Consider the following 14,022-nt stretch of genomic DNA (forward strand, 5'->3'; position numbering starts at 1 on the left):
TACATTGCGCCAATGGGAGGACATTATGAAAATCGCATGTTTGGGCGGTGGCCCGGCCAGTCTATATTTTGCCATCAGCATGAAGCGGCGTGACCCGTCGCACGACATCACGATTTTTGAGCGCAACAAGCCGGATGATACATTTGGCTGGGGCGTGGTTTTGTCCGATGAAACCCTTGATAATATGGCTGAAAATGACAAGCAGAGTGCCGAAGCGATCCGCGAACATTTCGCCTATTGGGACGATATTGCGGTGGTGCATGATGGGCACCGCACCGTTTCTACTGGCCACGGATTTTGCGGCGTTGGCCGCATGCAATTGCTGCTGACCTTGCAAGAACGTGCCCGCGAACTCGACATTAAAATGGAGTTCGAAACTGAGATTGATAGCGCCTCACCGTTGATGAAAGAATATGATCTGGTGGTGGCCGCAGATGGGTTGAATTCCAAAACCCGCACCGAGTTTGCCGATCATTTCAAGCCCCAAATCGACACGCGCAAATGCCACTTTGTGTGGCTAGGCACCCATCAGAAATTTGATGACGCCTTCACCTTTATCTTTGAGAAAACCGAGCATGGTTGGATTTGGGCCCACGCCTACCAGTTCGACAAAGACACAGCGACCTTTATTGTAGAGTGCGCGCCTGAGACCTTCAAAAAGTTCGGATTTGGCGAAAAGAGCCAGCAAGAAACCATCGCGATCTGCGAAGAGATTTTCAAAGATCATTTGGGCGGGCATAGCTTGATGACCAATGCCAACCATATTCGCGGATCGGCCTGGCTGAACTTCCCGCGCGTATTGTGTGAAAAGTGGCACCACGAAAATGTGGTGCTGTTGGGCGATGCCTCGGCGACGGCCCACTTCTCCATCGGCTCCGGCACCAAACTCGCCTTTGAAAGCGCCATTGCACTGGCTGAGTTTTTGCACACCGAGCCGACCCTAGACGCCGCGTTCCGCAAATATCAGGAAGATCGTCGTCTCGACGTCTTGCGCCTGCAAAGCGCGGCCCGCAACTCAACCGAATGGTTTGAAGATGTGGAGCGCTATCTCGATCTTGACCCGGTGCAGTTTAACTATTCATTGCTCACCCGCTCCCAGCGGATCAGCCATGAAAATCTGCGCCTGCGCGATCCGGAATGGCTGAAATCCGCCGAAACATGGTTTCAGGAACAGGCTGGCGCGAAAGGCGTGCATCGTGCGCCGATGTTTGCCCCGTTCAAGCTGCGCGATATGGAATTGAAAAACCGCGTGGTGGTCTCGCCCATGGCCCAATATAAGGCCAAGAATGGTTGCCCCACCGACTGGCATTTTGCCCATTATGCTGAGCGCGCCAAAGGCGGCGCTGGCCTTGTTTATGTGGAAATGACCTGTGTGTCGCCCGAGGGGCGGATCACACCGGGCTGCCCGGGGCTTTATGCCCCCGAGCATGAGGCGGCGTGGACCCGTCTTACTGATTTTGTGCATAGCGAGACCAGCGCCAAAATGGCGATGCAGATCGGCCATTCCGGCCGCAAAGGTTCGACTCAATTGGGGTGGGAGACCATGGATGCGCCGATCAAAGAGGGCAATTGGCCGCTTCTATCGGCATCAGACATTCCGTGGTCGCCGGATAATGCGACGCCAAAGGCCATGGATCGCGATGATATGGACATGGTGCGCGATCAGTTTGTCGCCTCCACCAAAATGGCAGATCGGGCCGGGTTTGACATGGTCGAGCTGCACGCCGCGCACGGCTATTTGATTTCGTCCTTCATCTCCCCCAAGTCGAACAATCGGCAGGATGAATATGGCGGCTCGCTGGACAATCGCATGCGCTATCCGCTGGAAGTGGCCAAAGCCATGCGTGCCGCGTGGCCTGATCACAAGCCAATGTCCGTGCGGATTTCCGCAAATGACTGGGTGGGCGCAGAAGGCGTGACGCCAGACGAAGCGGTCCAGATCGCGCAAATGTTCTCCGCCGTCGGCATTGATATTATCGACGTGTCTGCGGGCCAGACCTCAATTGACGCGGCACCGATATATGGTCGCATGTTCCAAACACCGTTCTCAGACCGTATTCGCAATGAGACGGGCCTCAAGACCATGGCCGTGGGCAATATTTATGAGCCGGACCATATCAATTCGATCCTGATGGCAGGCCGGGCTGATCTGGTGTGTCTGGCGCGGCCACATTTGGCTGATCCTTATTGGACGTTGCATGCCGCAGCAGCCCTTGGCGATAAAGACAGCGAATGGCCCTTGCCCTATTTGCCTGGTCGGGATCAAATGATGCGATTGGCAGAACGGAATGAAGGCATCGGGATTAAGGTATGATCTTAGCGGGCAAAAACATATTGATCACAGGCGGCGGCACCGGCGTTGGTGCCGTGATGGCCAAGCAGTTCGCTGAGGCGGGCGGCACGGTTACCGTGGCGGGCCGCACCCGCGCAACGCTTGACCAAGCGGCCAGCCAACATGCCAACATCAAAGTGGCGACCGTGGACATCACAGACGAAGAGTCGGTGAAGACTCTGTTTGATGAGATCGGCGTGATGGAAATTGTGGTCGCCAATGCCGGTGCGTCATCCAGCGCGCCCTTGGCCAAGACCTCGCTTGCCGATTGGCAGCAGATGATCGATGTGAATTTGACCGGCACCTTCCTGACCCTCAAAGAGGGATTGGTGCGGCTGAAAGGCAAAGACTGGGGACGCTTGATCGCGGTGGCGTCAACTGCTGGCCTGAAAGGCTATCCTTATGTCGCGCCCTATGCGGCGGCGAAACATGGGGTGATCGGCCTCATCAAAAGCATGGCGTTGGAAGTGGCCAAAAGCGGCATCACCGCCAATGCGCTTTGCCCCGGCTTTCTCAATACGGAAATGACCGAGCGGTCCGTCGCCAATATTATGGAAAAGACAGGCATGAGCGCGGATGATGCGCTCAAGGCACTGGCGAAAAACAACCCGCAAGGGCGGCTGATCGAGCCGGAAGAAGTGGCCGCGGCGGCACTTAATTTGTGCGGTCCGCATAGCGAGGGGCTTAATGGTGTGGCCCTTTCTATTTCAGGAGGTGAAATATGAGCGCAACTGACCCGGTGACCGGGCACCCCATGAGCAAGCAGCGTTTGCGCCTATGGCTGCATATGCTGAAAACGGCCCGCTTTGTGGAAAATGAACTGCGCGAGCGCATGCGCGTCACCTACCAATCCACCCTGCCCCGCTTTGACGTGATGGCGATGTTGGACCGCACCCGCGAAGGGCTGTTGATGAGCCAATTGTCACAGCAATTGATGGTGTCGAACGGCAATGTGACGGGCATTATCGATCGGTTGGTGCAGGATGGTTATGTGGTGCGCGTCTCCGTGAAAGGCGACAAGCGCGCCACCCTGGTGCGCCTCACGCCGAAGGGCATCGAAAAGTTTGCCGAAATGGCCGCCGAGCATGAACGCTGGATAGATGAATTGATGGACAATGTGCAAGATCAGGACATTGAGCATTTTATCGACGCGCTCAATCATATCCGAAAGGATCATCAGCATGACTAAATTGGCCGACTATCAACCAGAGCATTTTTTGCTAACCATGAAGGGCGACATTGCCATTGTGCAATTGAACCGCCCCGACCGGAAAAATCCGCTCACCTTTGAAAGCTATGCTGAGCTGCGCGACTTCTTCCGCGCGCTTCACTACGCCGACGACATCAATGCCGTAATTTTTGCCAGCAATGGCGGCAATTTCTGTTCTGGCGGCGATGTGCACGACATTATCGGGCCGCTGGTGGGTATGGATATGAAAGAGCTGTTGGCCTTCACCCGCATGACCGGGGATTTGGTCAAGGCCATGCTCAACTGCTCCACCCCGATCATCTCTGCGGTCGATGGCGTGGCGGTTGGCGCAGGGGCGATTATCGCCATGGCGTCCGACATGCGGTTGGCGACACCAGAAGCCAAAACCGCTTTTTTGTTTACCCGTGTCGGCCTTGCAGGCTGCGATATGGGCGCGTGCGCGATGCTGCCCCGTTTGATCGGGCAAGGCCGCGCGGCGGAACTGCTCTATACGGGCCGCTCTATGAGCGCTGAGGAAGGCTTGAATTGGGGCTTCTTCAACGCGCTGCACAGCGCCGATGAGCTGGATGAAGCCGCCATGAAGCTCGCTGAGCGTGTGGTGGCCGGGCCGACTTTCGCCCACGGGATCACCAAGACCCAGCTCAATCAGGAATGGAACATGAGCCTCGAACAAGCGATTGAGAGCGAAGCGCAGGCGCAAGCCTTGTGCATGCAAACCAAGGATTTTGAGCGCGCCTATCACGCGTTTGTCGCGAAAGAAAAACCAAAGTTTGAGGGCAATTAATGGCCGATCAAAGCTTTCTCAACTGGCCCTTTTTTGAAGATAAGCACCGCGCCTTGCACGCCGAGCTGGAGAGCTGGGCCAGCGCCAATTTGCCCGTCGATCACAGCGATGTGGATCAAGCGTGCAAAGATTTGGTGGCCGCGTTGGGCAAAGCAGGCTTTTTGCAGCATAGCGGCGCGAAGCAAGGCGAGAAGCTGGATGTGCGCAGCCTCTGCCTGATCCGCGAAACTTTGGCGCGGCATGATGGCTTGGCCGATTTTGCTTTTGCGATGCAAGGCTTGGGCACCGGGGCGCTGTCGCTATTTGGCACGCCGGACCAGCAGGCTTGGCTGGACAAAACCCGCGCAGGCGAAGCGCTCTCCGCGTTTGCTTTGAGCGAACCCAAATCCGGGTCGGATGTGGCCAATATTGAATTGAGCGCCGAAGATAAGGGCAATCATTATGTGCTCAATGGCGAAAAGACGTGGATTTCCAACGGCGGCATCGCCAATGTCTACACGGTTTTTGCCCGCACGGGCGAAGCGCCTAGGGCCAAAGGGCTGTCTGCCTTTGTGGTGCCAGCTGATAGCGAGGGGCTGGAGATTGCCGAACGCTTGGACGTGATCGCGCCGCATCCGCTCGCCCGGTTGAAGTTTAACAATGTGCATGTGCCGAAAACCAATATGATTGGCGAAGCAGGCGCAGGCTTTAAAATCGCCATGAGCGTTTTGGACGTGTTCCGCTCCACCGTTGGCGCGGCAGCGTTGGGCTTTGCCCGCCGCGCGCTAGACGAAACATTGGCCCGCGCCAAATCGCGGGAATTGTTTGGTGCGCCCTTGGCTGAATTGCAAATGGTACAAGGTCATATTGCCGATATGGCGTTGGATGTGGATGCGGCGGCCTTGCTGATTTACCGCGCCGCCTGGACCAAAGATATGGGCGCTGCCCGCGTGACTCGCGAAGCGGCCATGGCCAAACTTTACGCGACGGACAAAGCGCAAGAGGTGATCGACAAAGCTGTGCAAATTCACGGTGGCGACGGGGTGCGCAAAGGGTCAATCGTCGAGAGCCTATACAGAGAAATTCGCGCCTTGCGCATTTATGAGGGCGCCTCTGACGTCCAAAAAATTGTGATTGCGCGCCAGACACTAAGCTAAAATTCCTTGGGAGGGGATCATGGAATTGGGACCAACTGGTCATGTGGACCATTTTTGCCGGGAGAACTTGCCGCCATTTGATCAATGGCCGCAGATCAACACGGAAGATTTCACCTATCCGGAATATTTAAATGTGGGCCGCGCCCTCACCGATGCGATGGTGGAAAAAGGCTTTGGCGACCACACTGCATTGATCGGCAATGGCCGCCAGCGCACCTATAAGGAATTGGCCGACTGGACCAACCGTTTGGCCCATGCGCTGGTGGAAGATTATGGCGTGAAGCCCGGCAACCGCGTGTTGATCCGCTCTGCCAACAACCCCGCTATGGTCGCCTGTTGGCTTGCGGCCACCAAGGCAGGCGCTGTGGTGGTCAACACCATGCCATTGCTACGTGCAGGTGAGTTGGGTGCCATTGTCGACAAGGCCGAAATTGAATTTGCCTTGTGCGACACGCGGATGATGGACGAGATTGTTGCCTGCGGCAAAACATCGAAACATCTCAAAACCATTATCGGGTTTGATGGCACCGCCAATCATGATGCGGAACTGGACCGGATTGCTTTGGGCAAATCTGTAAAGTTTGATGCGGTGAAAACGGGTCGTGACGATGTGGCCCTGTTGGGCTTCACGTCTGGCACCACCGGCGAGCCAAAGGCCACTATGCATTTCCACCGCGATCTGCTGATCATCGCCGATGGGTATGCTAGGGAAGTGTTACAAGTCACGCCAGAAGATGTTTTTGTTGGCTCTCCGCCTTTGGCTTTTACTTTCGGGTTGGGCGGTTTGGCCGTGTTCCCCTTGCGCTTTGGCGCAACGGCCACTTTGCTGGAAACTGCTTCGCCCCCGAACATGATTGAGATTATCGAAACCCACAAAGCTACCATCTGCTTCACCGCCCCCACCGCTTATCGGGTGATGTTGCGGGCCATGGATGAAGGGGCGGATTTGTCCACCTTGCGTTGCGCGGTCTCTGCGGGGGAAACATTGCCTGAGCCTGTGTTTGATGAATGGCAGCAAAAGACAGGTAAGCCGATGTTGGACGGCATTGGCGCAACGGAGATGTTGCACATCTTTATCTCAAACCGCTTGGACGATGCCAAACCTGCCTGCACGGGCAAGCCAGTGACAGGCTATGAGGCCAAAGTGGTTGATGACAATATGAATGAAATGCCGCGTGGCGAGCCGGGTCGCTTGGCCGTGCGCGGACCGACTGGCTGTCGCTATTTGAATGATGAGCGGCAGGCGAAATATGTCACAGATGGGTGGAACATTACGGGTGACACCTTTGTGGAAGATGAGAATGGCTATTTCCATTTCGCCGCCCGTAATGACGATATGATCATTTCATCCGGCTATAATATTGCCGGACCGGAGGTGGAAGCGGCGCTATTGGCGCATGAATATGTGCTTGAATGTGCGGTGATTGGCGTGCCCGACACGGAGCGCGGCCATATTGTGCAAGCGCATGTGGTGCTCGCCGAAGGCGCTTCAGCATCCGATGAAACCACCAAGATTTTGCAAGATCATGTGAAAGCGACCATTGCGCCCTTTAAATATCCGCGCTCTGTGGTATTCACCGATCAGTTGCCCAAAACCCAAACCGGAAAAATCCAGCGGTTCCAGCTAAGGGAAAACCAAAAGTGAGCGATATTTTTGCCCAAACCAAAGCCAAGTTTCATCTGCCAAAGGGCGTGATTTATCTGGATGGCAACAGCCTTGGCCCGCTGCCAAAAGCGGCGATGGGCGTGGTGGAGCGCACCATTCAGGATGAATGGGGCGAGATGCTGATCACCGGGTGGAACAAGGCCGGGTGGATCAACAAGCCCAGCGAAATTGGCGACCGGATTGGCAAATTGATCGGCGCGCCTGCTGGATCTGTGGTGATGGGTGACACGCTGTCGATCAAGGTTTATCAGGCGTTGGCCTCAGCATTGGAGCTTAATCCGGACCGCAAAGTGGTGCTGTCTGATAAGGGAAACTTCCCGTCCGACCTTTATATCGCAGATGGTTTACTGAAGAGCTTGGGCGATGAATACGAGCTGCGCGTGGTCGCGCCGGAAGAGGTTGAAAATGCGCTGACGGACGATGTTGCCGTGATGATGATCACCGAAGTGGATTATCGCACTGGCCGCAAGCACGACATGAAGGCGCTCACCGAAAAAGCCCATGCCAATGGCATTTTGACCATTTGGGATTTGGCCCACTCCGCAGGCGCGTTGCCGGTTGACCTTGCAGGCTGCAACGCTGATTTTGCTGTGGGATGCACCTATAAATATCTGAATGGCGGCCCTGGTGCACCTGCTTTTATCTATGTGGCGGACAAGCATAAGGATGCGGCGCGCCCTGCCCTTTCCGGTTGGATGGGGCATGAAGCACCGTTCGCGTTTGATCTGGATTATCGCGCTGCGCCGGGCATTGAGCGGATGCGCGTGGGTACGCCGCCGATCATCGCACTGAGCGTTTTGGAAGCCAGCATGGACATTTGGGACATGGTGGAGATGAACGCGGTGCGCGAGCGCTCTATCGAGCTATGTGATTTGTTTATTGATGAAGTTGAGCGGCTTTGCCCGCAATTGCAATTGGGGTCGCCGCGTGAAGGCAAGCGCCGGGGTTCGCAAGTGTCATTCCATTTCGAGAATGGCTATGCGGCGATGCAGGCACTGATTGCCAACGGGGTTATCGGCGATTTCCGCGCCCCGGATATGATGCGGTTCGGGTTTACCCCGCTTTATGTTGATCATGATGATGTGCGTGGCGCTGCGGCCATTCTTGGTACCATTATTAATGAAAAAGTTTGGGACGATCCCAAATACCAAAGAAGGTCAAAAGTTACATGATCAAGCCATATGATCCGAGCGAAGAAGGCGCTCAAATGTCATTTGATGGACGCATGTCCTATGGTGACTATTTGCAAATTGATACCATCCTCAACACCCAAAAACCGCTTTCCACGGCGCATGATGAGATGTTGTTTATCATTCAGCATCAAACCAGCGAATTGTGGATGAAGCTGGCGGTGCATGAGCTGCATGCGGCCCGCGCGGCGATGCAGGAAAACCGCCTTGAGCCAGCGTTCAAAATGTTGGCGCGGGTGGCGCGTATTTTTGAGCAACTCAACAATGCATGGGATGTTTTGCGCACCATGACCCCGTCGGAATATACCCAGTTTCGCGAGACATTGGGCCAATCCTCCGGCTTTCAATCTTACCAATATCGGCAGATTGAATATATTCTGGGCAACCGCAATCAATCCATGCTGAAGCCCCATGCGCATCGGGAAGAAATTCACGCCATGCTCAAAAAAGAGCTAGATGTGCCAAGCCTTTACGATGTGGCGCTGCAATTATTGCAGTTGGGTGGCATTGATGTGCCGGAAGCGATTTTGAGCCGCGATGTCAGCAAAACCCATGTGGCGGACGATGGCGTTGAAGCGGCATGGGCCAAGGTATATGAGAACCCGGAGAAATATTGGGTGCTGTATCAATTGGCGGAAAAGCTTGTTGATTTTGAAGATTATTTTCGCCGCTGGCGCTTCAACCATGTCACAACGGTGGAACGGATTATCGGCTTTAAACGGGGCACAGGTGGCACGGGTGGCGTGAGCTATTTACGCCGGATGCTGGATGTGGAACTATTCCCCGAACTTTGGCATGTGAGGACACAATTATGACCTGCGTATTTGTTCAATTGCGGTGCAAACCGGGCAAAACTTATGAAGTTGCCGACCAAATTCACGAGCGCGAAATTGTTTCCGAGCTTTATTCGACCTCGGGCAATTTTGATTTGATGATGAAGATCTATATTCCCGAAGGCGAGGATGTGGGCATGTTCATCAATGACAATATTGTTGATATTGAAGGCATTGAGCGTTCGTTGACCACCCTGACCTTTAAAACATTTTAAGGGTCAAAATCATTAAAATTAGAGAGGGATTTCAGGTGTAAGCATCTGAAATCCCTTTTCTTTTGCGTAAAAACTGAAATCGGGCGCTAAAATTTTAGTTTATTTCAGCAAAACTCCAGAAAATTACAGCACTTTTTCAGTTTATTTTATGCCCATCGGCTGCAGGCTTTTCAAAAAGATATTTTTGACCTTTTGCAACTCTGCCGAAGTGGCCCCTCCCCGCGCTTGAATCGCCAAACTGTGCATGGTGGAATTGATCAGACTTGCCAATTCGTCCGCGCTCAATGCTGACTGCTCAAAATAGTCTGGAAACTTGGTCGCCAGCTTCTCGGCAATTTGGGTTTGCGCCGCGTTCAAAAAATGATGAAGCGATTTTTGAATTTGATCATGCTCGCCAGCAGCGGCTGGCATGGTGGTGAGCACAAGGCACCCCGCCCGACTTGGCGCGGCTGCAGCGAAGCGCGAAATTGAAATGTCGAGGGTGCGGTCAATCGCCTCATCCAAGCTAGTGGCGCGTTCAATGCCCTTTTGCCACTCGGTCCACACCTCTTGCATATAGGCCTCGGCCACGCGGGCAAACAATTGTTCTTTGTCGCCAAAAGCCCGGTAGAAGCTGGGTTTATTCAGTCCCATCTCCTTGGCCAATTGGTCAATGCGCACCCCATCATATCCGGCACGGCGGAACAGATCTGTCGCCTTTCTGATCGCGGTTTTTTCGTCAAATTGTTTCGGGCGACCACGGGGACGCTTTTCATCTTTTGATACCATTTAGTACAAAACTCTTGCCAAGCAGATTTTTTTATGTACTTTTCAGTACACAATTTTGAGCAAAGGAGCAAGTTCAACCATGTCCGCCCTTCAATCCGCCCCTGAAATTACGTGGCCCGATTCTGATATTTGTGTGGCTGCCCATGATTTGGTGAAAGATGTTTCGCCCGCCTTTTTGTACAATCACTTGATGCGTTCCTACGCGTTTGGCGCCGCCATCGGGCAGAAGCAAAGCAAGAGCTTTGATGCGGAAATGCTGTTTTTGGGCGCGGTGATGCATGACCTTGCCTTTGTTGACCAATTTGAAAATGGCCACCGCTTTGAAGTGGATAGCGCCAATGCCGCTAAGGAATTTTTGTCTGAGCGCGGCTATGACGACAAGAAAATCGATGTGATTTGGCAGGCCATTGCCCTGCACACCACCCATGATGTGCCGCAATTTTTGAGCCCTGAAGTGGCGTTGGTGCATTTTGGCGCTGGCTTGGATGTGGGCATGTTCCCTTATGAAGGGTTAGAGGCGAAACAGATCGACGAGATTGTGGAACTCTATCCACGCCTTGGGTTCAAAAAAGCCATTATCGAAACATTGGGCCATGTGGTGCAGCGCAACCCGCGCGCCACCGTCACCACCTTTTTGGAGCATGTGGGCCACCGCTGTGTGGACCATTATCACGCGCCAAACTTTGTGGACATTGTGACCCACTCACCATTTGCCGAATAACAACCAACGAGATCGGGAGGAAATATGGGACGTTCTCATCCAAAATATATCGCAGGGGCGGTGCAAGCTGCCTCTGTTGTGCATGACCTTGAAGGCGGGGTGCGCCGCACCATTGAGCTGATTGAGGAGGCCAGCGAAAAAGGCGTGAAAGTGCTGGTGTTTCCAGAAACCTGGATTCCCGGCTATCCCTATTGGGCATGGCTTGGCCCGCAGGCCTGGGGCATGCAATTTGTGCAGGCTTATCATGACAATGCCATGGAAGTTGGCGACGAACATCACCAAGCCATTTGCGCCGCAGCGCGGGCCCACAACATGTATGTGGTGCTGGGCTTTGCCGAAAAGTTTGAAGGCAGTGTTTACATTGCCCAAAGCATTATCGGGCCAGACGGGGTGGTGATTGCCAACCGCCGCAAGCTGAAAGCCACCCATGTGGAACGGGCTGTGTTTGGCGAAGGCAGCGGCGCGGACCTTGATGTGCACCGCACCGAAGATGCGGGCAATTTGGGCGCGCTTTGCTGCTGGGAGCATATGCAACCGCTGTCTAAATATGCGCTTTATTCCATGAATGAGCAGGTGCATGCCGCCGCGTGGCCAACCCTTTCGCTATATGAAGGCAAAGCCTTTGCACTGGGGCCGGAAGCCAATATGTCGCTTTCGCGCACCTATGCCATGGAAGGGCAGTGTTTTGTGATCGCGGCGACTTCCGTGATGACCAGCGAAATACAGGACGCCCTTGGACTTGATGAGATGCAAAAAGATTTGCTGCCTGTGGGCGGCGGCAGCTCTTCCATCTTCGCGCCGGATGGGCAATTGATCAGCACCCCATTGCCGCCAAATGAAGAAGGCATTGTGGTGGCTGAGGTGGACCTTGGTATGATTTCCCTCGCCAAAGCCGCTGCTGACCCATCTGGCCATTACTCTCGCCCAGATGTGACCCAACTCTTATTAAACCGCACACCGGCCCCCACCACATTGGTGCGCGAACCCACACCTTCATTTGGACGAACTGCATCTGATTTTCGCGAGGATGATGCCGTTTTAGATGAAGAAGAGCTGGTATAATCTCGGGCGTTTCCTGTGGGCGCAAGTTTTGGCTTGCGCCCACTTCCCTTTTTAAAAGGTATTTATGAAAGAGGCATGCCCTCTTCGATCAACTTGACCATAAAGCTCGATCCGGTTGGGATGATTTCATCGTTAAAATCATATTCCGGATGGTGGCAATTTGGCGTGTCGCCCTGCCCCAAAAACACGTAAGCGCCGGGCCGTGCCAACAGCATGAAGGAGAAATCCTCCGCGCCCATAACTGGCTCAATATCGTCTTTCACCCGATCTTCGCCGACCACTTTTTTCGCCACGTCCAGCGCGAATTTGGTTTGCTCAGGATGGTTGATGGTGACCGGATATTCCTTTTGGTAATTCAAATTGATTTTGGCGCCGTGCAATTGCGCGATGCCGTTGCAAATCTCCTGCATCCGCCTTTCCGCAAAGTCCCGCACATCCATATCGAGCGTGCGCACGGTGCCTGAAAGCTTGGCGGTTTGCTCGATCACATTGTCGGCGGTGCCGCAATGGAAGGTGGTGACAGACACCACGATGGACTTCAGCGGATCGACGTTGCGCGAAACAATGCGCTGAAAAGCTTGCACCAAATCTGTGCCGACAATGATTGGGTCAATGCCATGATCCGGATGCGCCGCATGAGCACCCTTGCCGATGATTTCAATTTCGAAAAAATCTGCAGCGGCCATCAAGGGACCGGTGCGGGCGTGAATATGGTTTGTGTCGGTGCCGGGCGAATTGTGCAGGCCATAGACTTCGTCAATGCCGAACCGCTCCATCATCCCGTCTTTGACCATTTCATTGCCGCCACCGCCGCCTTCTTCAGCGGGCTGGAAAATCATCACGGCGGTGCCGTCAAAATTGCGGGTTTCGGCCAAATATTTTGCCGCGCCCAGCAAAATGGTGGTGTGGCCATCATGGCCGCAGGCATGCATCACGCCTTCATTTTGCGATTTATACTCATGGCCCAGAATCTCGTGAATGGGCAGCGCATCCATATCGGCGCGCAAACCGATGGTTTTGCCGGACTTATTTTGTTGCCCCTTGATCACCGCCACAACGCCAGTTTTGCCAATGCCGGTGACGATTTCGTCCACGCCATAGCTTTTGAGTTTTTCCGCCACCAGCGCCGCGGTGCGATGTTCATTAAAGCCCAATTCTGGATGGGCATGAATGTCTTGCCGTATTTCGGTCAGTTCTTTATGAAATTCAGCAACACGATTAATAACTGGCATTTGTCTCCCCTTGAACATTGGTGCAACCAATACTAGGTCAGATTATCATCATGTCCCATTAAGGATGGCAAATGGAATTGTTTGGCTGAACACAATTTTACGTTAGATTTAGCCGAATCATGAATTAAAAGGCCAAGATGCAAATTACGACGCGAACTCAAGGGCAAGGACATTTTTTAGCTATGGCAAATGAGAACGAAGACAAAAAAGACGATAAGAAAGACCCAAGCGTTGAGAAAATCCTGTTTGAAAACCGCACGGTTTTGATCACAGGCGAAATCAACGACAAGTTGGCGCGGGAAGCTTCTGGTCGTTTGTTGGCCCTTGCCGACCATTCAGATGCACCCATCAATGTGTTTATCAGCTCACCTGGTGGTCATGTTGAAAGTGGCGACATGGTGCATGACATCATCAAATTCATCAAACCAACCGTGCGCACCATCGGCAGCGGCTGGGTGGCCAGCGCGGGCGCTTTGATTTTTGTGGGTGCGCAACGCGAAAACCGCCTGTGCCTACCCAACACCCGCTTTTTGCTGCACCAACCAAGCGGCGGCGTGGGCGGCAAAGTGTCTGACATTCAAATTCAGGCCGAGCAAATTAAACAAATGCGCGAACGCTTCGACATTTTGTTTGCAGAAGCCACCGGCCAAACCCCAGAAAAAATCGCCGAAGACACCAACCGCGATTTCTGGCTCAACACCAAAGAGGCCATCGACTATGGCCTGCTGGGCCGGGTGATCACCAGTATCGAAGATTTGACCTAAGGGGTTGAAGCAAGAATGAGGAAGCCGCCGCGAGGCGGCTTTTTTTTTTGTGGGGGAACGCGAGATGCAATAACTGTATCGGCCATTTGCAACTTGACTTAAGTTGTTA

At 53.7% G+C, this 14,022-nt stretch carries 14 protein-coding genes; 12 read left to right on the plus strand and 2 right to left on the minus strand.

What is annotated here, in order from left to right:
* The first annotated feature begins 25 nt into the window (after positions 1-25).
* Genes ATL17_RS10675 through ATL17_RS10715 form a run of 9 tightly spaced genes read left to right on the plus strand, consistent with a single transcriptional unit; the run spans position 26 to position 9,366 of the window.
* Positions 26-2,314, plus strand: coding sequence for a bifunctional salicylyl-CoA 5-hydroxylase/oxidoreductase (locus tag ATL17_RS10675; protein WP_133572781.1), 2,289 nt, complete (start codon positions 26-28; stop codon positions 2,312-2,314).
* Positions 2,311-3,057 (plus strand): SDR family NAD(P)-dependent oxidoreductase, encoded by a 747-nt coding sequence (locus tag ATL17_RS10680; RefSeq protein ID WP_133572782.1) that lies wholly within the window; start codon positions 2,311-2,313, stop codon positions 3,055-3,057. Before ATL17_RS10675 ends, ATL17_RS10680 begins: the two co-directional genes overlap by 4 nt.
* Positions 3,054-3,521, plus strand: coding sequence for a MarR family winged helix-turn-helix transcriptional regulator (locus ATL17_RS10685; RefSeq protein WP_133572783.1), 468 nt, complete (start codon positions 3,054-3,056; stop codon positions 3,519-3,521). The genes ATL17_RS10680 and ATL17_RS10685 overlap by 4 nt, the downstream gene beginning before the upstream one ends.
* Positions 3,514-4,326 carry an enoyl-CoA hydratase family protein gene (locus ATL17_RS10690; protein WP_133572784.1) on the plus strand — a complete coding sequence of 271 codons (813 nt, stop codon included), beginning with the start codon at positions 3,514-3,516 and terminating at the stop codon, positions 4,324-4,326. Before ATL17_RS10685 ends, ATL17_RS10690 begins: the two co-directional genes overlap by 8 nt.
* A complete protein-coding gene (locus ATL17_RS10695; RefSeq protein ID WP_133572785.1) occupies positions 4,326-5,462 on the plus strand; it encodes an acyl-CoA dehydrogenase family protein in 1,137 nt (378 codons plus the stop codon). The genes ATL17_RS10690 and ATL17_RS10695 overlap by 1 nt, the downstream gene beginning before the upstream one ends.
* 19 nt (positions 5,463-5,481) lie before the next feature.
* Positions 5,482-7,107 (plus strand): AMP-binding protein, encoded by a 1,626-nt coding sequence (locus ATL17_RS10700; protein ID WP_133572786.1) that lies wholly within the window; start codon positions 5,482-5,484, stop codon positions 7,105-7,107.
* Positions 7,104-8,300, plus strand: coding sequence for a kynureninase (gene kynU / locus ATL17_RS10705; protein WP_133572787.1), 1,197 nt, complete (start codon positions 7,104-7,106; stop codon positions 8,298-8,300). Before ATL17_RS10700 ends, kynU begins: the two co-directional genes overlap by 4 nt.
* Positions 8,297-9,133 carry a tryptophan 2,3-dioxygenase gene (kynA, locus tag ATL17_RS10710; protein ID WP_133572788.1) on the plus strand — a complete coding sequence of 279 codons (837 nt, stop codon included), beginning with the start codon at positions 8,297-8,299 and terminating at the stop codon, positions 9,131-9,133. The genes kynU and kynA overlap by 4 nt, the downstream gene beginning before the upstream one ends.
* Positions 9,130-9,366 carry an Lrp/AsnC family transcriptional regulator gene (locus tag ATL17_RS10715; protein ID WP_027833800.1) on the plus strand — a complete coding sequence of 79 codons (237 nt, stop codon included), beginning with the start codon at positions 9,130-9,132 and terminating at the stop codon, positions 9,364-9,366. The genes kynA and ATL17_RS10715 overlap by 4 nt, the downstream gene beginning before the upstream one ends.
* 141 nt (positions 9,367-9,507) lie before the next feature.
* On the opposite strand, the gene ATL17_RS10720 is transcribed toward ATL17_RS10715, so the two are convergent.
* Positions 9,508-10,134 carry a TetR/AcrR family transcriptional regulator gene (locus tag ATL17_RS10720; RefSeq protein WP_133572789.1) on the minus strand — a complete coding sequence of 209 codons (627 nt, stop codon included), beginning with the start codon at positions 10,132-10,134 and terminating at the stop codon, positions 9,508-9,510.
* A 79-nt stretch (positions 10,135-10,213) separates the two neighbouring features.
* Here ATL17_RS10720 and ATL17_RS10725 point away from each other — a divergent pair, with 79 nt between their 5' ends.
* Both ATL17_RS10725 and ATL17_RS10730 read left to right on the plus strand, forming a co-directional pair.
* Positions 10,214-10,855: an HD domain-containing protein gene (locus tag ATL17_RS10725; protein WP_133572790.1), complete on the plus strand. Its 642-nt coding sequence runs from the start codon at positions 10,214-10,216 to the stop codon at positions 10,853-10,855.
* A 24-nt stretch (positions 10,856-10,879) separates the two neighbouring features.
* On the plus strand, positions 10,880-11,917 hold the full coding sequence (locus tag ATL17_RS10730) for a carbon-nitrogen hydrolase family protein (protein WP_133572791.1): 1,038 nt from the start codon (positions 10,880-10,882) through the stop codon (positions 11,915-11,917).
* 62 nt (positions 11,918-11,979) lie between these two features.
* Here the strand turns inward: ATL17_RS10730 and ATL17_RS10735 are convergent, their stop codons facing one another.
* Positions 11,980-13,149, minus strand: a complete 1,170-nt coding sequence (locus ATL17_RS10735) for a M20 aminoacylase family protein (RefSeq protein ID WP_133572792.1) — start codon at positions 13,147-13,149, stop codon at positions 11,980-11,982.
* A 182-nt stretch (positions 13,150-13,331) separates the two neighbouring features.
* Here ATL17_RS10735 and ATL17_RS10740 point away from each other — a divergent pair, with 182 nt between their 5' ends.
* A complete protein-coding gene (locus tag ATL17_RS10740; RefSeq protein WP_133572793.1) occupies positions 13,332-13,913 on the plus strand; it encodes an ATP-dependent Clp protease proteolytic subunit in 582 nt (193 codons plus the stop codon).
* Positions 13,914-14,022 lie beyond the last annotated feature (109 nt).

It is taken from the genome of Maritalea mobilis, from assembly GCF_004363175.1.
GTDB classification, from domain to species: domain Bacteria; phylum Pseudomonadota; class Alphaproteobacteria; order Rhizobiales; family Devosiaceae; genus Maritalea; species Maritalea mobilis.

Bases quoted from the DNA above. Each gene is read 5' to 3' on its own strand.
- ATL17_RS10720 (WP_133572789.1), bottom strand. From the start codon at position 10,134: ATGGTATCAAAAGATGAAAAGCGTCCCCGTGGTCGCCCGAAACAATTT.
- ATL17_RS10735 (WP_133572792.1), bottom strand. From the start codon at position 13,149: ATGCCAGTTATTAATCGTGTTGCTGAATTTCATAAAGAACTGACCGAA.
- ATL17_RS10690 (WP_133572784.1), top strand. From the start codon at position 3,514: ATGACTAAATTGGCCGACTATCAACCAGAGCATTTTTTGCTAACCATG.
- ATL17_RS10695 (WP_133572785.1), top strand. From the start codon at position 4,326: ATGGCCGATCAAAGCTTTCTCAACTGGCCCTTTTTTGAAGATAAGCAC.
- ATL17_RS10725 (WP_133572790.1), top strand. From the start codon at position 10,214: ATGTCCGCCCTTCAATCCGCCCCTGAAATTACGTGGCCCGATTCTGAT.
- ATL17_RS10675 (WP_133572781.1), top strand. From the start codon at position 26: ATGAAAATCGCATGTTTGGGCGGTGGCCCGGCCAGTCTATATTTTGCC.
- ATL17_RS10715 (WP_027833800.1), top strand. From the start codon at position 9,130: ATGACCTGCGTATTTGTTCAATTGCGGTGCAAACCGGGCAAAACTTAT.
- kynA (WP_133572788.1), top strand. From the start codon at position 8,297: ATGATCAAGCCATATGATCCGAGCGAAGAAGGCGCTCAAATGTCATTT.
- ATL17_RS10685 (WP_133572783.1), top strand. From the start codon at position 3,054: ATGAGCGCAACTGACCCGGTGACCGGGCACCCCATGAGCAAGCAGCGT.
- ATL17_RS10700 (WP_133572786.1), top strand. From the start codon at position 5,482: ATGGAATTGGGACCAACTGGTCATGTGGACCATTTTTGCCGGGAGAAC.
- ATL17_RS10740 (WP_133572793.1), top strand. From the start codon at position 13,332: ATGGCAAATGAGAACGAAGACAAAAAAGACGATAAGAAAGACCCAAGC.
- ATL17_RS10730 (WP_133572791.1), top strand. From the start codon at position 10,880: ATGGGACGTTCTCATCCAAAATATATCGCAGGGGCGGTGCAAGCTGCC.
- ATL17_RS10680 (WP_133572782.1), top strand. From the start codon at position 2,311: ATGATCTTAGCGGGCAAAAACATATTGATCACAGGCGGCGGCACCGGC.